Below are 22,110 nucleotides of genomic sequence, written 5' to 3'. Positions count from 1 at the left end.
AGATGGGGGGAATCAGGCAATGGACGATACCAAAATCATCGATGTCGACGTTCATAACGAGCAGGACGACAGGGCGCTGCTGCCATATCTGCAGGAGCCTTGGCGCTCCCGGGTAGCGGCATCCGGCATCGGGTATGCAGGCTCAGGGTATTACTCGCCGATCGGCGTGATGAAAAAAGACTCGATCCCTCCGGGGGGAGGCAAGGCCGGCTCCGATCCCGATTATATGATCAAGCAGCTGATCGAAGGCTACAATCTGGACTATGCCGTATTGACGGGAGTCGTCTATAACATCTCCTCCACGCATGATCCGGATTATGCAGCGGCGATATGCTCGGCTTATAACGATTATCTGATCGCCGAGTGGCTTGGCAAGCATAAAGCTTTTAAGGGAGCCATGGCGGTAGCTACCCAGGACCCGCTGCTGGCGGCACGCGAGATCGATAGGATCGGCGGCCATCCGGATATCGTAGAGGTGATGATCTCCAGTGCGGCGAGGTCGCCGCTGGGACAGCGCCACTATCACCCGATCTACGAAGCGGCGGCGCGTAACGGCCTACCGGTCGCGATCCATCCGGGAGCGGAAGGCGGCGGGAGCTCGACGGCTCCCACCGCGGCCGGCTACCCGACACGCTACATCGAATGGCACACCTGCCTCTCCCAGATGTTCATGGCGCATCTGGTGAGCATGGTCTGCGAGGGCGTGTTCGTGAAGTATCCGAACCTCAAGGTCGTTCTGGTTGAAGGCGGAGTAGCCTGGCTGCCGGGCCTGATGTGGCGGCTGGACAAAAATTACAAGGCTCTGCGCGCAACCGTGCCCTGGCTGACGAGAATGCCGAGCGAGTACATCCGGGATCACTGCTACTTATCGACGCAGCCGATCGAGGAGCCGGATAATCCGCAGCATCTCATCGATCTCTTCAATATGATCGATGCCGAGAACATGCTGCTCTATGCCAGCGATTACCCGCATTGGGACTTCGACTCGCCGGGCCATGTCCTGCGGGGGTTGAAGCCGGAAGCGCGGCGGAAGATCTTTTATGAGAATGCGAAACAGCTGTATCGGCTGGATTGAGGGATTGGATGAATGGATAAATGGACGAACGGATGAATGGATGAACGGTATCCGTATGAACCTAGCATGAATAATTGAAGCTGGGGCTATGGGCAAACCAAAGTCAAACGAAAGACGAACCAAAGGCGAGAGAAAGTCGAAAACAAAGTTGAAAGAAAGTCGAAAACAAAGGCAAAAACAAAGGCAAAAACAAAGGCAAAAACAAGGTTGGACCCAAGTTGAACCAAACTCAAAGCCAAACCCTACAAAGCTGGGCGCATAGGCAAGGAGGTGGCATGTATGGCGGTACATTACGTGCTGGCGGAGGAGGACGTTCCGGAGGGCGGGCACGCGGTCGTGAACATAGAGGGACGCGAAATCGGCATCTATCGGGTCAACGGCGAGTATCATGCGATTCTGAACTACTGCCCGCATCAGGGGGCGCCAATCTGCGCAGGACTGGTCTCCGGTACGACGCTTCCTTCGGAGGTATACGACTACGAATACGGCCGGGCAGGCGAAATTGTCCGCTGTCCCTGGCATGGGTGGGAGTTCGACCTGCAGACCGGCAAGTCGCTGTTTAGCGACCGCATCCGGGTGAAGAAGTATAAGGTGGAGGTCCAAGAGGGCAAGATCGGGGTGGTGATGGGGAGGAAATAGGCGGGGAATTGAAGGAATGTGATTATTGGGGCTTCTGGTATCATTACTAGCCATGGGAACTCAAGTTACTTGTGTCAGCTTTTAACGGACCCTAGATCCGTTATTTAAGATCAAAACTCGATTTTTTACAATGTATCGGACTCCAGATCCGCTAATGTGCGAATTATGGATGCCAACACCAATAAAAACAGCAAATAAGGTCCTCTATGTCCGCTAAAGATACCAAAAGGGCTATTTTGTACGAAATAAGGTATTCTGAGTCCGTAAGAAAGCCGAAAGCCCTCACGACCATAGAGCAAGAGGATTTCGGGACATATGGAATGATATGGCGATCATATTTTTGGACGTCCGGTCCACAGTGAATTGCTGCTCACTGCACTGTTCGTCTAAGCGGGGGCATAGGTACGGTGCGTAGTCCGGTAACGGCTTGGATGGCTCTCGATTGAAAAAAGAGCGAGAATTGAGGGGCACGCGCCCCTCAAACTCGCTCTTTTAGTCATCCCGATATTTCCGGCAGGTATACTGTTTTCTACTATAATCCCCTCACACCACCTGCGACAATACCAAGCCCCCGTAAGCGAACGCGGCCAGGATCACCAAGGCCGGGTGGATCTTGCGGATGTTCATGGCCCAGAAGGCGACGGCGGCAATGCCGAGGGATTGCAGGAGGCCGATGGAGATGACGGAGCTTTTGCCGATCTGCCAGGTCAGGGTCAGCATCATGATCGCGATGACCGGCTGAACCAGCAGGGTCATGCCTTTGACCACGGGCGACGTGCGGTATTTCTGCAGCAGATTCAGCAGCCAGATGAGCGCTACCGCGGAAGGGATGACCGTCGCCGCGAGGGCGAGGGTCATGCCCATCCAGCCGGATACGCCGTACCCGACAAAAGCGGCGATTTTGGTGGCGATCGGCCCGGGAAGCGCGTTGCCAAGCGCAAGCATGTTGGAGAATTCCGGGTCGGTCAGCCAGCCGTGATTCGTGACGATTTCCTTATACATGAGCGGGATCGAAGCAGGACCGCCGCCATATCCGAGCACGTTGGAGACAAAAAAGCTGACCAGCAGCTGAAGCCATTCTTCCATCAGGCGGACCCCTCCTTATCCCGTCTTTGTTTTTTGAGTTTGGCTACGGTTCTAAAATGCACGGTGCCATAAGCAAGGAACAGCATAATGACGATGGCTGGATGGACCTGGATGCTTTCCAGCAGGAGAAACGATACCACAAAAAATCCGATGCCGGCGTAAATGCCAAGTCCCTTCACGGCCTTTTCGCCGAATTCGTAAGCCATCGTGCCCAGCATGACCGCAATGACCGGCGTAACGCCGGCAATCATGCCTGCCACGACTTTGGAGCTGCTGAGGAACGTCACCGCCGACAGCAGCGCGATCATCGCGATGCAGGTCGGGAGGATATGCGCAAGAACCGCGACCACCGCGCCTAGCACCCCTTTTTCCCGGTAACCGAGATAGGCGGCCATCTTCGTGGCGATCGGACCCGGGAGCGCATTGGCCAGAGCCAGCACCTCTCCGAATTCATCGTCGCTGAGCCAGCCGTAACGAACGACGGCCTCATGCCGGATCAGCGGAATGACGGAGGGACCGCCGCCATAACCGAGTATGCCGGTTCGGAACATGCCGAACGTTAATTCCATGTATGGATTGCTATTTTTATCATCCAAGGGTAAGAGTCCTTTCTGTCGAAAATCAGAGCCTGATGCCCATTCGGCTTTTATAGCGCTTGATTAAGATCTGCGTGTCCACGCTGGTTATGCCCGGAAGCGGGTAAAGCTTCTCGTTTAGAAACATTTCCATTTCCTTATGATCGGCAAACAAGCCGTGCATATGCAGTTTGCTGGGACCGGTCATATGATACAGGCTGGTCACATATGGCTCGTTCTCCAGAGTGTCCGCCACCTGCTGCAAATATTTGGGCTCAACCTCCACATTGAAAAAAGCGGACACCGAAATCCCCACTTTCTCCGGATTAATGACGGCCGCGAAGCGCTCAATGACGCCGTCATCGACCAGGGCATTGATCCTGGCCTGCGCGGCCACGCGGGACAAACCGATCTCCTTGGCCAAATCCGTGTACGAGATTCGCCCGTTCTTGCCAAGGATCGCAATGATTTTGCGGTCCGTATCATCAATCATGGGGGTTGAGTTCTCGCCCGCAGCGTGAATATTCATGGATTACAGCTCCTTTAGTTTTACTTATATGTAAGACTAACTGCGTGTATATATTACAAAACGTAATTAATATTAAAGTTATACTTACGATACGTTTAAATATATAAGTTCTTTATATTGTTTTCAATATGATTTGCAAAATTTGAAACTTTTTCTCCGCATTTCAAGTCTAAGACTATGGATAGAAAAAGATAGATTTGAATGATTTGGATGTTGACATGCCTCAATGGAGAAGGCGGAATGATTCCGGAGAAGCGAAGCGGTCCCCTTTGACCCTGGATTTTCACCACTTGTAATCCGTTGGAAAATAATCTGGGGGGCAACAGGGATCGGAAGAATAATCCGCATGCGTAGTGCTGAAAGGGCTACTGGTTAGAATCCATTTCACAATTCTATTAAATGGTTCATTTTATATAATTCCCCTTTTATATCAATTTATGATAGGATAAACGAGGTGAATAACTAGCTTCTCAGGATTTTCATTTGGAAAGGCGGCATGGATATGAAGAAATTATTTTGCCTCATTCTGGTTATCGTTATGCTGATCCCGGCGAGCATCGTCTCGGCGGCGGGCACAACCACTCAAGCCAAGTCGAAGGACAAACCGATAAATCTTGTTTTTGCAGGTGACATTCTATTAGACGGATACGTGGGAAACCAGATTGATAGATTCGGTAACCTATATCCTTTTAAGAAGGTAGCCCCCATCTTGAAAAAGGCGGATATGGCGTTTGCCAACCTGGAGACGCCGGTCTCCATTCGCGGCAAGGCTGCGGATAAAACCTTTGCTTTCCGTTCGAAGCCGGACACGCTCAAGGGCCTGGTATACGCGGGAATCGACGGGGTCACGCTGGCGAACAACCACATCCTGGACTATGGCCAGCAAGCCATGCTGGACACGATCACGCATCTGAAACGCCAGAAGATCGGGTATACGGGTGCCGGGCGAAATATAGACGAGGCCTTCAAGCCTTACGTGCAGAACATTAACGGGAAAAAAGTCGCGGTGCTGGGCGTCAGCCGGGTGCTGTCGGACAATTCCTGGATTGCGGGCAAGAATCACCCGGGTGCTGCCTCCGCCTACACGATGGAGCCGATGCTGACCCATATTAAGAAGTCGGCCAAAACCAACGATTATACGATCGTATACATCCATTGGAACCAGGAATTCGCCGACTATCCGGAAGAATATGCGCGCACGATGGCGAAGAAGATGATTGACGCCGGAGCCGACATCATAATCGGATCGCACAGCCATACGTTGATGGGCATCGAATATTACAAGAACAAGCCGATTTATTATTCGCTCGGCAACTTCGTGTTCAACCGCTCCACCCGAGGCGGTGACAAAACCTTGCTGTCGATGATGGTGCATGTTGAGATTCAGGGCTCCAAGATCACGAGCCGGATTACGCCGGTGAAGATACTTCAGGGCCAGCCGAATCTGATGGACAAGAAGTACAACAAAGAGATCATCGCGAAACTGAACAAACTCTCCTACAATGCAAAAATTGATGCCAACGGCAACGTCACCAAAAAATAACAGGGAATCTCAAAGACAACTGCGGCTGTAAGCTGCGGTTGTTTTTTTGTGCGCTTTTTGGAAGTTCGCCGTAAAAACAAGTCGGAAGCTGGCGGCTAGGCGTTTGTTTTCATTCCCCGCATTCCGACAAAAGCTGTGCTTACGCCACCCATCCGGAAATTCCTGCCGAAAAAATAAAATAAAATTTTACAAAATATATTGTATTTTAAAATAAAATTTCAATATGATGAAGGGAAGAAGACGGGTTAATTTCGTTCATCGGAAGCGGTAAATACGAATCGGCAGCATACTTTTTTGCAGCCCTTCCAGCTAATGACTGAATGTAAAGCCGATACCGGCAGAGTTAACCCGGTCTTAACACAGATTGGAGGTGGAATTAACAAGCGAGCGCTATACTCCCGAGTAGGTCTTTCGTTCATGAGCGGACTTACAACCGAGAGGAACCAGAGTCCAAGCATAGAGAAGGAGGAATTCATGTACATGTTAAGGAGCAAAAAGAGAATATCATCGCTGCTCAGCGGTGTGATGTTTCTATCGCTGCTGTTTCCCGCAGGACAAGCTGCTGCCGACCCAGCGGCCGCCGCTGCATCGGTCATTGATATGCGGCAGATGGAGATCGGGCCGGGGGCTACATACACGTGGGCGAATATGCAAAAAGGCAGCGGCGAGCAGAAGGTCCATATGGTGGAGTTTGATCCATCGCAAGGAAATTTGGAGCTTCAGCCGGGTCTCACCGATGGCAAGGTATACGGCATGCAGGGAGTCAGCAAAATGGCGTCGGATGCCGACAAGGCAGGCAATCGCGTCATCGCGGCGGTAAACGGAGATTTCTACGATATGTCCACCGGAATTCCGCTCGGATTGTTCATGGGGGACGGGGAGCTGTTGACGGATCCGCCCAGCGGCCGGAACGCCTTTGGCATTAAACAGGATGGAACGAGCCTTTACGGCAGTCCGAAATTAACGAAAAACGTGACGATAGGCGGAACGGTCAGCAGCCTGTCCTCTATCAACCGCATAAAAGGTACGGACGCACTTGTTCTTTATACCGAAAAATTCAATGCCACCACGATGACCAATAATCTGGGAGATGAAGTGATTCTGGATATCGAGAGCGGCAGGGTCGCCAGTGGAGAGACCTTGACGATGAAGGTGGCCTCTGTTCTTAAGGATCAGGGAAATTCGCCGATTGGCCAAGGTCAAGTGGTTCTGTCCGCTTCGGGCTCGCAGCGGAGCAAGCTTGCCGGGCTGAAGGCAGGGGATGAAGTGACGGCGAGTTTTCAGCTGGATAACGAATGGCAGGACGTCACGATGGCGATTGGCGGCACCGTGATGCTGGTCAAGGATGGCGTCGTGCAGCAGCATACCGATCCGGCTGTACACCCGAGAACGGTGGTAGGAACCAAAGCGGACGGCTCCGTTGTGCTGTTCGAGGTTGATGGCCGCCAGCCGGGGTTCAGTGAAGGGCTTAACTACATTGAGCTTGGCGAAATGCTGCAGGAGCTTGGCGTGGTTAACGCTCTGAACCTGGACGGAGGCGGTTCGGCTACCTTCGTTGCCCGCCTGCCGGGAGAAACGGAGCGCAAGGTGCTTAACTCGCCGTCGGACGGCGGGGAACGCAAAACGGCCAACGGCATTTTGCTGGTGAACAAGGCGCCTGAAGGAGCGGCGGATAAACTTGTCGTTGCACCGACACTGGAAAGAGTGCTGACCGGTTCATCCGCTGCCTTCAAAACGGCAGCCGTGGATCAGAACCTGCATCCGGCGAAAATGACGGAGGCCGCGGCTTGGAGCGTTGATCCAGCCTTTGGGGCAATCGACGCCAGCGGGACGTTTAAGGCAGGCAATCAACCTGGATTGACCGAGGTTTCCGTACAATCCGGTAATCTGACGGGTAAAGCCGCATTGGAAGTCGTTGATGAGCTGACCGAGCTCAAGTTCTCGGACGCGGTGAAGACCTTCTCTTCCGGCTCGACCGAGACGCTCAAGGTCACGGCGCTTCGCAACGGTCAAGTGGTACAGGCCGATAATAGCCGTTTGGAGTGGCGTACCGAAGGCGACATCGGGACGATTGACGCAAACGGAACGTTTACCGCTACGGACAAGCAGGACGTCAGCGGCAAAATCTTCGTGAAGTACGGTCAAATCGAGACCTCAATCGAAGTGAACGTCGGTCTTCCGCCGGTCATGCTCGAAGATTTCGAGAACGGCCTTAGCCGTTATAAACCAAGCGCCGGTGCGCAGTTCAAGTCGACCCAGGTATCCATTGAAACCGACGAGACCTATATTCGTTCCGGGAATGGCGCCTTGAAGCTGGAGTACGATTTTACCGGAATGACCGGTACCTCCGGTGCTTATCTGCAGACGAACGGCACCGCGGACAATATCGAAATTCCGGGCTATCCGGAGAAAATCAGCATGTGGGTCTACGGAGACGGCAACGCGCACTGGCTCCGTGCCCAAATTCGTGACAGCAAGGGTGCGATCCCGCTCGATTTCACCGATCAGACGGTCGGCGTCGATTTCAAGGGATGGAAGTATCTCGAAGCGTCCGTGCCCAAAGGAAGAACCCTTCCGCTGGTGATGGACATGCCGGTTCGATATATGGAAACACAGGCCGCGAAAAAAGACGCCGGTGCCATCTACGTGGACGAAATTCGGGCATTGTACGGTCCTGCCAACGACGATATCGACCCGCCGGTTCTGAAGAAATTCTCCCCGGCCGACGGTGCGGAGATTACAGAGAACACGCCGACCATTACCGTGTATGCCGAGGATGCCGGCTATGATCCTGTCGCACACCCGGGAACGACGCTGATCGATCCGGACAAAATCCGATTCTATCTGGATGGCAGTCTGGTGCAGCATACCCTGTATCCGCCGGAAGGAAGAATCCATTACACGCCGAGCGTCCCGCTCGCCGATGGCGTTCATCAAGCCAAAGTCACCGTCCGTGATCTGTCGGGCAACCAAACGACCGAGGAATGGAACTTCACCGTAAATACCGGTGCAGCCAAGGTGGTGTACGATACGCCGGATACGATCTATGTTGGCGGCAGTTATACGCTGGATATCGGGGGTGTGAAGACATCCCAAATCCGCAGCGGCCATGTCGATTTCCAATTCGATCCCAACAAAGTGGAGAATTTGGAGCTCATACCGGGGGACAAGCTGAGTGCATCCCAGGTTAGCGCAAGCATCGACGGTACAACAGGAAAGGTAAGAGTGACCTGGAAGGACATCCATACCGCATCCCTGCAGGATACGGATTGGATCGGCCAAATCCGGTACGACGTGAAAAAGAACGCAACCGGCAGCAGCATCATAGCGCTCACGTCCGGGGCGGTATCCTTCACCGATACGGGCAATACCGAATTTTCGTTCTATGGTCTTCCGATCGAATCGCAGATCGCAACGCATTATGCGCTGAGCTGGAATGAGGAAGGAATCGTAGAGGGATACGAAACGGTGTTCGAAGTTGCCGATGCCCAAGGGCAGCCTGTGGAAGGCGTACAGATCTTGGCAGACTCGGCAGCGGTGGGAACAACGGATGCGGCGGGTATCCTGAAGACCGGGGCGCTGACGTCCCAGGTCAAGACGTATACCGTGCAGGCCGTCAAAGGCAATCAATACAGTCCGGCATTGGAGTTCAAGGTTTCGCCGCTGGCTGGAAGCCCGACTCCTTTCAACATCAGCGTGGGCATGGGAGAAGATCCGGCCACGTCGCGGATGTTGAACTGGCACACGGACCCGGCGACGGAGGGGACCGTCGTGGAACTAGCGAAGCAATCCGAATTCACGGATTTCGATGCGCCGAACGTCCAGAAGTTCAATGGTGCCAGCGAGCTGTACCATACCTTGGATCTGGGGACGGTCCGCGTCCATAAAGCGACGGCGGCCGGTCTTGACCCAGGGACAGAGTATGTGTACCGTGTCGGTGACGGCCAAGGCCATTACAGTGTACAAGGCTCGTTTAAAACGACAGAGCTTGCGGGAGATACAACGAAATTCTTATACTTTGCGGATTCCCAGGCATCCACCGCCAAAGAGTTCGAGCTGTGGGGGAATACGATCGACAAGGCGGCAGCCGAGCATCCGGACGCCGAATTCATGGTCCATGCCGGGGATATGGTGGACAAGGGTTTCCTGGAGGAGCAGTGGAACTATTGGTTCGACGAAGCCCAGAAGCATTTCCTGAATACGACGTTAGTGTCGGCCATCGGCAACCATGAAGTGATGGGGACGAAGGAAAACGGAGACTTCCTGGCTCACTTTAACCAGCCGGGCAATGGCTTGGACAGCCTGAAGGGAACGAACTTCTCTTTTGATTACAAGGACGTTCATTTCATTATGCTGAACAGCGAGTATCAGCTGGAGGAGCAGAAGAAGTGGCTCCAGCAGGATCTGGCTAGCAATGACAAGGATTGGACCATCGCGATGTTCCACCGCGGTCCATACGGCAGCATCTACGATTCCGCCGAGGTACGCAGCCTGTGGGCGCCGGTGCTGGAGGAATTCGGCGTGGATCTCGTGTTAAACGGACATGATCATATTTATATTCGTTCCTACCCGATGATGAACAACCAGATCGCCGCGGACGGGAAGGGCACGACCTACGTCGTGGCGGGATCGTCAGGCCCTAAATTCTACTCCCACACGGAGCGGGGCTGGCATGAGGTGGTCGACGAAGAGAAGACTCAAATGTATGCCTCCGTGGAAGTGAAGGGAGACGAGCTTCATTTCGTAACCAAAACGGTTGGCGGACGCGTCGTGGATGAGTTTGCTTTGGCGAAATCGGATACGAAGCCGGAGCCGCAGCGGATTGAAGTAACTCCAAACCAGCTGACGCTAGCTGTAGGCGAGAGCCAAAAGTTGCTGGCTCAAGTGAAACCACGCAGGGCAGAACAAACCGTTGTATGGTCCGTCTACCATTCCGAACCGTTGGATGACGTCATCAGCGTATCCGCAGACGGCATCGTGACGGCTCAAGGGCTGGGCAATGCCGTCGTCAGAGCGACCAGCACGGCGGCACCGGACGTTTATACAGACGTGAGTATTACGGTAGACCGAATCCCGAACGGCAGCATCGAATCGATCCTCTTAAGCGGCAAATCCGAGCTGAAGGTCGGGGATACCGATAAGACGGTAACCGAGGCGGTATATACCGACGGCAGCCGTATCCGTTTAATCGAAGGCATAACCTATGCGAGCAGTAAGCCGGACGTAGCTTCCATTGATGAACAGGGCTCGGTACGGGCTTTGGCAGAAGGGGCAACCGTTATTTCGGCAACCTATGAAGGGTTTAAGTCGGAATATGATTTGAAGGTGATCACCCGTGGTGGAGGGAATCCCGATCCGGGACCGGAGCCGCCGGTAGACCCGCCCGTGCAGCCGCCGGTAACGCCACCGGTTACGCCTCCCGTGACACCGCCGTCATCAGGCAGCATCACCTTATCCGCCAACGAGCTTGCAGCTAAACTGTCGAATGGGCAAGTGAGCTTGTCGGTAGATGGAAACTTTACGGATATCACGCTGCCAGGGAATGCAGCAGACATCCTCAAGGATGGTTCGATCCATCTTGAAGGGAAGAATTTGTCCCTAACGATCCCGGCCGAAGTGCTTCGCCAGCTGGGCGCCCTTGCAGATGCCGGCCAGCTTGAGAAGGGCACGATAAAACTGAGTGCCGTCACATTAACGGAGGCCGAGATGAAGCAGCGGATCGCGCAAGCTGCCCGCGTCTCCGGCGCTAAGCTGACAGCAGCCGGAGCCATGCTGGAGTTCGAGCTTAAACTGACGACAGCGGACGGCAAAGTCTACAGCTTAACCGAATTCGATCATCCAATTATGCTAGAACTGCCTTTATCTTCAGATGCTCATGGCAAAAGAATTTCCATGTACTATGTATCCGGCAGCGGAGAGCTGGAGTATATAGGCGGTGTAAACAAAGACGGCCGCATGGCCGCGGGAATCCGCCATTTCAGTGCTTACGGCTTGCTGGATTACGAGAAAACCTTTGCGGATGTGCCATCCTCGTTCTGGGCAGCGGAGGTGATCGGAGATTTGGCCGCGAAGCAGCTCATCGAAGGCGTCAGCGCGGACCGCTTCGCACCGGCGCAGCAAGTGACCCGGGCCGAGTTTGCCGCGATGCTGGTTCGTCTGATGGATCTTAAGGCAGAAGGACCTGCGCCGTTCGCCGATGTAGCTTCAGGCAAATGGTACGCCGAGGCCGTGTCGGCGGCCGCCCAGTCCGGCATCGTGAACGGAACTGCCAAAGACCGTTTTGCACCGGACGCCCCGATCAAACGCCAGGAAATGGCGGCGATGCTGGTGCGCGCTTATGCCCACGCGATGAAACAACAGCAGGAGAACATCAGCGCGGGAAGCGGATTTGCCGATCTCGCCGAGTCTCCGGACTGGGTTCGCGAAGCGGTAGAAACCGCGCATGCCCTCGGATTTGTTCAGGGCCATGCGCCGAGCCGTTTTGCACCGGAAGGTTTGACCACGCGTGCGGAAAGCGCGCAGGTCATCCATAATCTGTTGAATAAGCTGAAGTAAAGCTTAGGCGAATATCGCCTCTCTCCACTGTAGAACTTCGCAGAGGAGAGAGGCTTTTTTTAGGTTAAAGTATGGCGGAAGTTCCGATATAATGATATACAAGGTCAATGAACGAACGTTAGCCGAAGTTACACCTATTGAGTAACCGGAAAGGGGGAAGAGGATGACGGAATACGCGAATACGCCGAAGCCGCCTTATTATGCTTGCATTTTTGTGTCCAAACGAACGGAGGGCGACCGGGGTTACGGAGCGATGTCCGATAAAATGGCGGAGCTCGCTGCGCAGCAGCCCGGTTATCTCGGGGTGGAATCCGCTCGGGACGAGGGTCTCGGGATCACGGTTTCGTATTGGGACTCCCTGGAGTCCATACGTTTATGGAAGGAGAACGCGGCTCATCAGGTAGCCCAGGAACGGGGCAAGAACGAGTGGTATGAAAGCTTTGGCTTGCGAATTTGCAAGGTGGAGCGGGACAGCTTCTATAAGCTTTAGGCAAGGCCAGATCATGGAGAGGAAGAGGAGGAGTTTTATGGTGCAGAATCCGGGCAAGGTCAAATGGGGAATTATGGGGACGGGATGGATTGCAGAGCAGTTTGCAGCCGATTTGGCGTATGTGGACAACGCTCAGTTTCTGGCGGTCGGTTCCCGTACGGCCAGCAGTGCAGGCGAGTTTGCGTCGAAATACGATATACCGCGGGCGTATGGCAGCTACGAGGAGCTCGTGTCGGATCCGGATGTCGACGTTGTGTACATAGCGACTCCGCATCCGATGCACAGGGACCATGCGCTGATGTGTCTCCAAGCAGGCAAATCCGTTCTGTGCGAAAAGCCCTTTACGATCAACGGGGATGAGCTGGAGGAGTTAGTCGCAGCAGCACGGGAGCATAAGCTGTTCCTGATGGAGGCCATGTGGACGCGTTTCCTTCCGCCGATCCGGCAGGTGCGCGAATGGCTGAAGGACGGTCTTATCGGCGACGTCCGGCTGGTGAAGGCCGATTTCGGTTTCCGGAGCGGCTGGAATCCGCAGGGCCGTTTGCTGAATTTGGAGCTCGGCGGGGGCGCGCTGCTGGATGCGGGCATTTATCCGGTGTCGTTTGCGGCCATGATCTTTGGAGCCGAGCCCGAGAAGATTTGGAGTACGGCGCATATCGGCGAGACGGGCGTAGATGAGCAGTTCTCCGTTATTCTATCCTATGAATCAGGCAAGACGGCATCGTTAAACGGGGCGATCCGGCTGGGATTGACGAATGAAGCTTATATTTATGGCACCAACGGGCATATCCACATTCCGTCCTTCTTGAACGCGACATCCGCTGCGCTTCATGTCGATGGCGAGGAACCGGTGGTTGTGACGGATGACCGACAAGAGAAGGGTTATAGCTTCGAGGCTTACGAAGTGGGACGCTGCCTGCTGGAAGGGCGGCTCGAGAGCGATGTGATGCCGCTGGACGAATCGCTTGCGATTATGAGGCTGCTGGATCAGATTCGGGGGCAGTGGGGATTGAAGTATCCTTCGGAAGGTTAAGCCGTGACGCTTACGATCGGGCTTCTTGATTATACGAAATAAAGAATAGTTTGAAGCAGCCAATACGGGCTTTGCCCGTATTGGCTTTTTTTGGTAACAGTACGTCATGATGACTAAAATTCCTGCCGGAGATTTAAAATTATATTTTACAAAAACTATTGAAATTTGAAATAAAATTTCAATATGATAGTGATAGAGATGAACACAGGTACAACAGCAGGACGTCATCTACTTCAGTCGCATGATCGGAGGTGAGCGGCAGCGATTTCGCTGGAAATCGGGCTTCGGTTCGGATAGCAAGCACTCATACCATAGGGAGTGAATTGATGAATGATAACCAAAAGGCGTGTCTATCGAAGCAGTAAGTCCATTCTGTCCATGACGTTGGCATTCGCCGTGATGCTCAGCTCGGCCGTGTCTGTTTGGGGCAATTCCGTTGAAACGAACGCAAGCGCAGGACAGCCGGAAGCTGTGGTGCTGGAGGATTTCGAATCGGTAACGAATTTATTTGCGTCTTCCGTTAGGGGGAAGGCCCAGCTGGATTTGGCGGGGAGGCCGGAGCCGATTTATTACGGACATCACGCTGCAGCCTTAAGCTATGATTTTGTGGGCAGCGAATCCGGCACCTCGGCGGCTTATCTCAATTTCAGAGACCCGGATGGATCAACAGGCAGGAGCGTTCCCGGATCACCGAAGGCACTCGGCTTATGGGTTTACGGCGACGGCGGCAACCACTGGCTCCGTGCACAGCTTCAGGATTCTTCCGGCGGCAAGCATACCGTTGATTTTACAGCCACCTCCGGTCTTAACTGGAAGGGCTGGAAATACGTCAAATTAAACATTCCCTCTACCATTCAGGCTCCTCTCAAAGTGAATCAAATCTACGTAGCCGAATTAAAAGACACGAATAAAAACAAAGGTGCCTTATACTTCGACAGGCTGTCCGCCTTCTATACGGCTTCTCCGGTATATGGGCTCGACATCGGCGGACTGACGCCTATGGGCGTCGGTGAAGCGGTCAAACCGCAAGTGTATGCAACCTATGAAGGACAGTCGGAGCCAACGTTGCTGACATCCGGCGTGAAACTGACCAGCAGCGACGAATCCGTTGCCACCGTGACGGGCGCTACATACGACACTATTGAAGCATTGGCACCGGGAACGGTGACCATCACGGCCGAGTACGGCGATGCGCCAAAAGCCCAGCTGGAGCTGCATGTGGCGGCGGATGCCGCGGCTCCCCATGAATTGCTGTTGTCCGGGCCGCTTCATATGGAGACTAGCGTTACCGACAACATGAGAACCAGCGTGGTTTACTCCGTCTACGGAAACCAGACGGATCCGGTGTGGATGACCGAAGGCATTAGCTATACAAGCGATCAGCCTGGCGTTGTATCGGTCGATCAAGCGGGTCGACTGACCGCGGTTTCCGAAGGGACGGCTGCCATTACGGCGTCGTACCGGGGAGCATCCGCCCATCATACCATTACCGTAACGGATCCGGTTCCTGTTTTGCAAAGCATTAAACTTCAGGGGCTTACGTCCGTGACGGTTGGAGATTCTTTTGAAACGGTGGTATCCGCCACGTACTCATGGATGGCTGAACCGCAGACCATAGAGGAAGGCGTTACGTTTACCAGCAGCAACCCGAACGTCGCTTCGGTTTCTGATCAAGGGGTGGTGAGCGGTTTGAAGGTAGGCTCCGCTAGAATAACAGCCGCGTTCCAAGGAAAGACCGATTCGCTCTATATCACCGTGAATGAAGCTTCCCGGCATCCGAAAAGCGAGATGCGGGCGGCATGGATCGCCACCGTCGATAATATCGACTGGCCGGCTAAAGGGGTTACCGATCCGGAGCAGCAGAAGCAGCAATTCATTCAGCTGCTCGATCAACTGGAGGATGCCGGAATGAACGCGGTCATCATGCAGATCAAACCGACGGCGGATGCTTTTTACCCGTCCCAATACGGACCATGGTCCGAGTGGCTGACAGGTGAACAAGGCAAGGATCCGGGTTACGATCCGCTGGCATTCCTGCTCGAGGAAGTGCATAAGCGAAACATGGAGTTCCACGCCTGGTTCAATCCGTATCGCATCAGCCTGCAGGGAGACATCAACAAGCTGGTGGCGGATCACCCGGCCAGACAGCATCCCGAATGGGTCGAGGAATACGGCGGCAAGCTGTATTTCAATCCAGGGGTGCCGGAGGCGCAGCAGTTCATCATTGACGGCATCATGGAGGTCGTTCGGAATTACGATATCGACGCCGTGCATTTTGACGATTATTTCTACCCGTATCCCGTAACGGGCGTGGATTTCCCGGATACGGATACGTTTAATCAGTACAAGGGCTCCTTTACGAACAAGAGCGATTGGAGAAGAAATAACGTCAATACCTTCATTCAAAACGTGAAGGAAGCCATCAAGGCGGAGAAGAGCTACGTGAAATTCGGCATCAGCCCGTTTGGTATTTGGAAAAACAAATCCAGCGATCCGTCCGGCTCCGAAACGACGGGACTCGAGAGTTATCATGCGATTTACGCGGATTCGAAGAAATGGGTCGAAGAAGAGTGGATCGACTATATCACGCCGCAGATTTATTGGAACATCGGGTACTCCGCAGCGGCTTACGATAAGCTGATCGATTGGTGGAGCGGGATCGTGTCCGGCAAGAACGTTCATCTGTACAGCGGACAAGCCGTATATAGAATCGGGTCGAATGCCGACTGGTCCAATCCCGACGAAATGCCGAACCAGATCCAATACAATCGAAACTTCGAGGAAGTTCGGGGCAGCATGTATTTCAGCTCCAAATGGTTTAAGGACAACGCGCTTGGATTTACGGACAGACTGAAAAACGATTTGTACCGATACCCGGCGCTCATCCCGGCCATGCCTTGGATTGAATCGGAGGCACCGGCTGCGACCAAGAAGCCAAAGGCCGACCAAGTACAGGAAGGCGTGAAGCTCAGCTGGTCTTCGTCTGACGACGAGACGTATTACGCGGTTTATCGCTTTAACGGTCGGGAAACCGGCAGCGTTCAGGAACCGGCGAATTTAATAGGGACTTTCAGGAAAAACGCCGGAATGACGCAGTTCTTTGTTGATCGTACCGTTGTAAAGGGACAAACCTACACGTATGTGGTGACGGCTGTCGATCGTTTGCATAACGAGAGCGCCCCGAGCCCTTCCGTAACGATTAAAGCGGGGGACCACGGCCAGCCGCCGGTTGACCCGCCGGGGAATCCGAACCCGCCGGTGACACCGCCGGTCACTCCGCCTGGGAAACCGAATCCACCGGTAACACCGCCGGTGACTCCACCCGTAACGCCTCCGGTGACACCGCCGGTCAACCCGCCGACGCCGCCGAAACCTCCGGTGTTCCGCGATGTGGACGGCGTTGGCTGGGCAAAAGCGGCGATTGAGGAACTGGCGGCGCTTGGCATCGTAGAGGGGGTGGGACAGGATTCGTTCCGGCCGATGAAATCGGTGACAAGAGCCGAATTCCTGGCCATGCTTGTCCGGGCTTTCCAGCTGACGGGGGCGGCCGACCTGGAATTTACTGACGTGAAGCCGACCGATTGGCATTATACCGTCATCGCATCTGCGGTAGATGCCGGCCTAGCTCAAGGAATCGGTGGCGGCAAATTCGATCCGAACCGGCCGATCACCCGCCAGGAAATGGCGATCATGAGCGCCAACGCGCTGACATTATTCACCGATATGAAGGCAGAGGATGAGAACGGCACCTTGGCGAAGTTTAAAGACGGCAGCAGCATTGCAGGCTATGCAAGGAACGCGGTTGCCCTCTTGGCCGAGAAAGGCGTGATACAAGGCACCGGCAATGACCGGTTTATGCCGAAAGGAATCGCCAATCGCGCTCAGGCAGCGGTCATCATCCACAACCTGTTGAAATTGTAGAACCTGTAAAAAAGGGACATCCTTAGGCATAATGCCTTAGGACGTCCCTTTTGCTGCTTGTTCCAATCGACATGCTCCATGGTACAATAGAGGCATTATGTCTTGGAGTGTGGTGCATGGTCAAAAAATTAGGAATGGCACTTGTCTACGTTGCCGTGGGTGGTCTTATTTACTATAAAGGCGAGTTCATATTGGCATGGATTCGATCGACAGACAGCATCATGCTGATCATGCTCGTCGCTGTCGCCATGGCTTTGTTCCCGGTGATCCCTTATCCCGTTGTCGGCGGCGTAATCGGGGCGGCCCTGGGTCCGGTTATCGGCGGGATGGTTACTTGGGTCGGCTCCACAGCTGCTTCCATCCTGATGTTCATGTTCATCCGCTACGGTTATCAGGAATGGGGCAACCGGGCGCTTCACCGTTACAACAGCCTGGGAAAAGTGACCACGATGTTTGAACGGAACGCCTTTTTGACCATCCTGTTTACCCGGTTGATCCCGTTTATTCCTTCCATTGTCATCAATGTGTACGCAGCGCTCAGCAAGGTAACGTTCGTATCGTACAGCTTGGCGTCCGCATTGGGCAAAATTCCCGCCATGCTGCTGTTCTCGATGGTAGGAGACAATTTGATGTCCAATCCTTCCCATATCCTAATAACCGTAGGCGTATATGGCGTATTTCTTGCCGTAACCCTTCTGGTTTACCGCTTGTCGGGCTTTGGCCGTTCGGGAAGAACGGAGGCCAAACGCTTATAGGCGTTCGATCGATGAGGTGGGACCGCTTCGCTCCGGAGGTGCTAAGGTCTCGCCTTTTTTCTGTTGGAACCATGCCCGTACGGCCTCGATCTCTTGCTGTTCCATTCCGCTTAAACTCTCGTTGATTTCGCTGAATATCATCTTCACTTGAAGGGACAGAAGCCCCTTTCTACGCTGCCTGCGGGTACCGCTGACCTCCATGGCAATGATCTGCGGCCGGCGTATGTACCTGGTGGACATTGCTATGAAGCGGCTGCGGATCGTAAGCTGTCTACCCGTGACGTTCAGTCCGGAATCCCGGTGCGACAGAAGCCCCCAGGCGAACGAGAGCGGAAGCAGCAGGAGCGATAATAAACCGAGCCTGTCAAAATACCAAATGCATGCGGCGCTGACCGCTGCGGCAGAAGCCAGCTTCCAGCGGACGTACATCCATCTGGCGCGGGGCGGCGGCGAAGCCGAAATGGCCTGAGCGCTGAATTGAGGCGTAACCCGCTTCAGCAGCGCCGGGATATCCCCGGTCTTCAGCAGAGGATGCAGCATGAAATGTTTCTCGGACTCTGACGTAAGCACATGAACCTTCACTTCGGCGTAACCGAACCATCGCCGGAATACGCCTTCCTTTACGGTTATGGCCAATACGCGTTCCGGGGAGAATAGCAGTCTTTTTCTCTCCAGCAGGCCGCAGCTGACCGAGATTTGTTTCCCGAAACGCTCGACGGTAAATCCGGCATATTTGATCGTGTAGAGCACGGCCGAGAGCAGCCAGGACACGATGAGCGCCAATGCCGCGATGCTGATCCAGCTGCCGGGCAGCAGCTTCCCAGCCGATTGAAACAGCGATTGGTACATCCGATCCGGCAGCAGGTCGTCGGCAAAAGACACGATACCGCCCACAAAGGCTAAAGCCAATGACAGGTTGGGCGAGGATAGAGCGGCAATGAGCAGACGGCCCGAGGATAGCTGGAGCAGCGTGCTGCGTTCTTCCTCGGCCGGGATGGGAGGGCTTGCCTTCTCTCCGCCGGCGGCGTCGGATTCGGAATCCATCAACGGAACGCTCTCGTAGTCCCCGTTGTGATTCGACGGATGTTGAGCGGATTCATAAGCCTCCGGGGTCCCCGGAGATGGAACGGACGGTCTCTCCGTCTCTGAGGAAAGGCTCTGACCGGATCGGCCGGAGTTTTCCGCAGCTGGGTGAACCTCGCGATCCGCCTGCCTGGTTTGGGTTTGCTCGCGCAGCCAGCGCTGCAGCCGTTCGCCTTCGCTATTGGTGACGGCCGGAAGGATGCCGCCGCCTTCCTTTTTGCCCGGCGTTTCGATTCGGACCTGGGTAAGCCCCAATAAACGCTGCAGCAAGGGCTGCTCCATATTCATGGAATGGATGCGGCCCGTATAGATGGACAATTCCTCCCGGAACAGCACGCCGCGGCGGATGAGGATTTTGTCTTCTTCCAGCGTATAGACGAAGCGTTTCCACTTCAGATACCCGTACAGGAGCAGAAGGGAGACCAGGATGACGATGGCGGCGGACAGCCAATACCAAGGGATGTCGCGCAGCGATTTTCCGTTAAGGAATTTGATGGATACGAGGGCTGCGATCGGAATGAGCGATTTTACGCTGCCTACGAGCGGGAACAGGATGAACAGCCGGTGCAGCCTTGTCGGTTCATTCATCGTGATCCACCACTTTGGCCAGCTCGCCGATCTGTTTCTTTAGTTCCTCTGCTTCTTCCAGCTTGAGCGCTTGAATGACATGGGTCGTTGCAGCCGTGACCACCTTGACCTTGGCTAACCCGTATTTGCGAAGGAGCGGCCCCCGTTCCAGCTCGACATGCTGGACCCGCGTCATGGGAACGAGGGTGTCGCTGAGCCAGATCCAGCCGGAGCGAAGCTCCAATTCCTCCTCGCTGACTTTAAAGCCGAATTGTTTGTAAGTGAAAGAGGGCACGGCCCAAGTAAACCAGGCTCCGAGAACCAGGAGTCCGATGGTGATCCACCCGGGAATGAGGGTCCATCCGAGTATAGCCGCGATGATCAGATAAGCTGCTGCAGCGAGCATAATAATTCCGTCCGTGATGAAGCCCGTTATGCGGGAGATCGTGACGGAGTCCGGGTGGCACTTGCGCATGGCGTCAAGCCGATGGTCCATATGTAGGTTCCTCCTTGATGTTAAAGATTCGATCATTCCTTACCTATATGTATGTCTACGTTGCTTGGGAAAACCGCGTTTCATTCCGCCCCTGTTTGCTTGCCGTGCTTATCATTGTAGCATAACAGATTAACGATCATCTGAACCCGACCTAACGGTTGCATGAACACATCCCGATTCTGTTAAGCTTGAGTTAAGAAAGCTGATGAAATGATCGAGAACGAAAGGATGGCTGATCATGAAAATAGACCGGCTGTTAGCCATAACCGTCCTGCTTCTTAACCGTGGGAGACTGAGCGCCAAAGAGCTGGCGGATCGGTTCGAGGTATCCAGCAAGACAATATACCGAGATATGGATACGCTGTGCCAAGCCGGCATTCCGATTGTTGCCCACCAGGGGATCACCGGCGGATTTGAGATCATGGAGCATTATATGATCGATAAGTACTGGCTGTCCGCCGAGGAGATGAGCACCTTGGTTACAGCCGTTAAGGGGCTGAGCAGCGCACTGGAGGATCCGCAGATGGGCATGCTGCTGGAGAAGATCAAAGCGCTGCTGCGCAGGGTAGAGCAGGGACTTGGCGATGAATATCGGAAGGAGCCCGTAGTCATGGACTTTCAGCCTTGGGGACAGCGTCAGGGACTGAAACCCGCCGTGGGCTTGCTCAAACAAGCCATTCATGACAAGCGCAGGGTGCAGATGGAATATATCGATGCGGAAGGCAGCGCGGAGCGAAGAACCATTGAACCGGCATCCTTGTTTCTGAAGGGCAATGTCTGGTATGTGCAGGCCTTTTGCCTGGAGCGGGAAGATTTTCGCCTCTTCCGGTTGTCGCGCATGCAGGATATCAAGATGCTGAGCGAAGCGTATGAGCCAAGGCCATGGCCGGGCAAGGAACGTTTGGAATGGGACTCCTCCTGGTCCAATGCTCGGGAGCAGGAGACCGTTCTGCTATTCGAGGCTGCCGCGCGTCAGCGGGTGGCGGATATGTTTCCGCCGGAACAAGTGACCGTCAATCCGGACGGATCTTTGCGCGTTCATGTGTTATACAAGCTGGACGAGTGGTTTTACGGCATGATTCTGAGCTTCGGGGATCAAGTGCTGGTTGAGCTTCCGGGCGAAGCAGCCGAGGAAGTGAAGCGAAGGGCGAAACGGATGCTGCTGCGTTACGATAACCCGGACAGATAGATGTCCACGTTACCTCTTTAGAATAGAGATATATTCATCTCAAGGAGGAAACAACTATGAGTCATAGTCAACAGCAGAATCAAAGTGAACGATGGATCGAAACTAGACCCGCCATGTCCATTCAGGGCGTCGGCGTCCGAACGACAAACGAAGCGGAGGCAGGACCGCAAGACAAAATACCGCAGTTATGGGATCGGTATTTCCAAAGCGGCTTGCAGACACGATTATCTGATAAGGATCAAGCCATCTATGGGTTGTACACGGATTACGAAAGCGACGCATCCGGGTCGTATACCTTAATAATCGGCAACAGGATAGATGAAGACGTGGCTGCCGAAACCTCCAGTGAACTTCAGCAAGCCTCCGTCCCTGCATCCAGGTATTTGGTATTCCGGACAAGACGCGGCCCCTTAATGGAGATCGTGCCTGAGGTATGGCATGAAATTTGGAGCTACTTCGACCAAGCGGCGGAAAAAAGAACCTATACGGGCGATTACGAACGCTATGACATGCAGCAGTTTGATCCTGCGAATACTGTGGTGAACGTATATATCGCAATTGAATAGCCGCGAAG

15 protein-coding genes are annotated in these 22,110 nt (G+C 54.1%); 10 read left to right on the top strand and 5 right to left on the bottom strand.

Annotation, left to right across the window (positions count from 1 at the left end):
• The first annotated feature begins 19 nt into the window (after window positions 1-19).
• Window positions 20-1,075, top strand: coding sequence for an amidohydrolase family protein (locus RB297_RS13775; RefSeq protein WP_375120715.1), 1,056 nt, complete (start codon window positions 20-22; stop codon window positions 1,073-1,075).
• 279 nt (window positions 1,076-1,354) lie between these two features.
• Window positions 1,355-1,714, top strand: coding sequence for a Rieske (2Fe-2S) protein (locus tag RB297_RS13770; RefSeq protein WP_096775212.1), 360 nt, complete (start codon window positions 1,355-1,357; stop codon window positions 1,712-1,714).
• A 543-nt stretch (window positions 1,715-2,257) separates the two neighbouring features.
• Here the strand turns inward: RB297_RS13770 and chrA are convergent.
• From chrA to chrS, 3 genes are read right to left on the bottom strand one after another with little or no spacing between them, the layout of a single operon-like run.
• Entirely contained in the window at window positions 2,258-2,800 is a 543-nt protein-coding gene (gene chrA / locus RB297_RS13765; RefSeq protein WP_012819386.1) for a chromate efflux transporter ChrA, read from the bottom strand.
• Window positions 2,800-3,369: a chromate efflux transporter ChrB gene (gene chrB, locus RB297_RS13760; protein ID WP_375120919.1), complete on the bottom strand. Its 570-nt coding sequence runs from the start codon at window positions 3,367-3,369 to the stop codon at window positions 2,800-2,802. The genes chrA and chrB overlap by 1 nt, the downstream gene beginning before the upstream one ends.
• 52 nt (window positions 3,370-3,421) lie before the next feature.
• Window positions 3,422-3,904 (bottom strand): chromate efflux transcriptional regulator ChrS, encoded by a 483-nt coding sequence (gene chrS / locus RB297_RS13755; RefSeq protein ID WP_096775214.1) that lies wholly within the window; start codon window positions 3,902-3,904, stop codon window positions 3,422-3,424.
• A gap of 502 nt (window positions 3,905-4,406) precedes the next feature.
• Between chrS and RB297_RS13750 the strand changes: the two genes are divergently transcribed.
• From RB297_RS13750 to RB297_RS13725, 6 genes are all read left to right on the top strand, one after another.
• On the top strand, window positions 4,407-5,447 hold the full coding sequence (locus RB297_RS13750) for a CapA family protein (protein WP_096775215.1): 1,041 nt from the start codon (window positions 4,407-4,409) through the stop codon (window positions 5,445-5,447).
• Window positions 5,448-5,927: 480 nt separating this feature from the next.
• Window positions 5,928-12,002: a phosphodiester glycosidase family protein gene (locus RB297_RS13745; protein ID WP_375120714.1), complete on the top strand. Its 6,075-nt coding sequence runs from the start codon at window positions 5,928-5,930 to the stop codon at window positions 12,000-12,002.
• A 163-nt stretch (window positions 12,003-12,165) separates the two neighbouring features.
• On the top strand, window positions 12,166-12,492 hold the full coding sequence (locus tag RB297_RS13740; RefSeq protein ID WP_096775216.1) for an antibiotic biosynthesis monooxygenase family protein: 327 nt from the start codon (window positions 12,166-12,168) through the stop codon (window positions 12,490-12,492).
• Between the two features lie 37 nt (window positions 12,493-12,529).
• Window positions 12,530-13,525, top strand: a complete 996-nt coding sequence (locus RB297_RS13735) for a Gfo/Idh/MocA family protein (protein ID WP_375120713.1) — start codon at window positions 12,530-12,532, stop codon at window positions 13,523-13,525.
• A 330-nt stretch (window positions 13,526-13,855) separates the two neighbouring features.
• Window positions 13,856-17,446, top strand: coding sequence for a family 10 glycosylhydrolase (locus RB297_RS13730; protein ID WP_375120712.1), 3,591 nt, complete (start codon window positions 13,856-13,858; stop codon window positions 17,444-17,446).
• Between the two features lie 116 nt (window positions 17,447-17,562).
• Window positions 17,563-18,201 (top strand): TVP38/TMEM64 family protein, encoded by a 639-nt coding sequence (locus RB297_RS13725; RefSeq protein ID WP_375120711.1) that lies wholly within the window; start codon window positions 17,563-17,565, stop codon window positions 18,199-18,201.
• On the opposite strand, the gene RB297_RS13720 is transcribed toward RB297_RS13725, so the two are convergent.
• A complete protein-coding gene (locus RB297_RS13720; RefSeq protein ID WP_375120710.1) occupies window positions 18,196-19,872 on the bottom strand; it encodes a PH domain-containing protein in 1,677 nt (558 codons plus the stop codon). The genes RB297_RS13725 and RB297_RS13720 overlap by 6 nt on opposite strands.
• Window positions 19,865-20,347: a PH domain-containing protein gene (locus RB297_RS13715; RefSeq protein ID WP_012819396.1), complete on the bottom strand. Its 483-nt coding sequence runs from the start codon at window positions 20,345-20,347 to the stop codon at window positions 19,865-19,867. The genes RB297_RS13720 and RB297_RS13715 overlap by 8 nt, the downstream gene beginning before the upstream one ends.
• Before the next feature lie 238 nt (window positions 20,348-20,585).
• Between RB297_RS13715 and RB297_RS13710 the strand changes: the two genes are divergently transcribed.
• Entirely contained in the window at window positions 20,586-21,536 is a 951-nt protein-coding gene (locus RB297_RS13710) for a helix-turn-helix transcriptional regulator (RefSeq protein ID WP_192569467.1), read from the top strand.
• A 56-nt stretch (window positions 21,537-21,592) separates the two neighbouring features.
• Complete coding sequence (locus RB297_RS13705) at window positions 21,593-22,102, top strand: GyrI-like domain-containing protein (protein ID WP_375120709.1); 510 nt, start codon at window positions 21,593-21,595, stop codon at window positions 22,100-22,102.
• Window positions 22,103-22,110 lie beyond the last annotated feature (8 nt).

It is taken from the genome of Paenibacillus sp. CR_12, assembly GCF_041953985.1.
GTDB classification, from domain to species: domain Bacteria; phylum Bacillota; class Bacilli; order Paenibacillales; family Paenibacillaceae; genus Paenibacillus_AQ; species Paenibacillus_AQ lautus_A.
Note: the sequence above shows the minus strand (reverse complement) of the source record. Positions and strands in the feature narration are given on the sequence as shown.

Bases quoted from the DNA above. Each gene is read 5' to 3' on its own strand.
- RB297_RS13775 (WP_375120715.1), top strand. From the start codon at position 20: ATGGACGATACCAAAATCATCGATGTCGACGTTCATAACGAGCAGGAC.
- RB297_RS13770 (WP_096775212.1), top strand. From the start codon at position 1,355: ATGGCGGTACATTACGTGCTGGCGGAGGAGGACGTTCCGGAGGGCGGG.
- chrA (WP_012819386.1), bottom strand. From the start codon at position 2,800: ATGGAAGAATGGCTTCAGCTGCTGGTCAGCTTTTTTGTCTCCAACGTG.
- chrB (WP_375120919.1), bottom strand. From the start codon at position 3,369: ATGGAATTAACGTTCGGCATGTTCCGAACCGGCATACTCGGTTATGGC.
- chrS (WP_096775214.1), bottom strand. From the start codon at position 3,904: ATGAATATTCACGCTGCGGGCGAGAACTCAACCCCCATGATTGATGAT.
- RB297_RS13750 (WP_096775215.1), top strand. From the start codon at position 4,407: ATGAAGAAATTATTTTGCCTCATTCTGGTTATCGTTATGCTGATCCCG.
- RB297_RS13745 (WP_375120714.1), top strand. From the start codon at position 5,928: ATGTTAAGGAGCAAAAAGAGAATATCATCGCTGCTCAGCGGTGTGATG.
- RB297_RS13740 (WP_096775216.1), top strand. From the start codon at position 12,166: ATGACGGAATACGCGAATACGCCGAAGCCGCCTTATTATGCTTGCATT.
- RB297_RS13735 (WP_375120713.1), top strand. From the start codon at position 12,530: ATGGTGCAGAATCCGGGCAAGGTCAAATGGGGAATTATGGGGACGGGA.
- RB297_RS13730 (WP_375120712.1), top strand. From the start codon at position 13,856: ATGATAACCAAAAGGCGTGTCTATCGAAGCAGTAAGTCCATTCTGTCC.
- RB297_RS13725 (WP_375120711.1), top strand. From the start codon at position 17,563: ATGGTCAAAAAATTAGGAATGGCACTTGTCTACGTTGCCGTGGGTGGT.
- RB297_RS13720 (WP_375120710.1), bottom strand. From the start codon at position 19,872: ATGAATGAACCGACAAGGCTGCACCGGCTGTTCATCCTGTTCCCGCTC.
- RB297_RS13715 (WP_012819396.1), bottom strand. From the start codon at position 20,347: ATGGACCATCGGCTTGACGCCATGCGCAAGTGCCACCCGGACTCCGTC.
- RB297_RS13710 (WP_192569467.1), top strand. From the start codon at position 20,586: ATGAAAATAGACCGGCTGTTAGCCATAACCGTCCTGCTTCTTAACCGT.
- RB297_RS13705 (WP_375120709.1), top strand. From the start codon at position 21,593: ATGAGTCATAGTCAACAGCAGAATCAAAGTGAACGATGGATCGAAACT.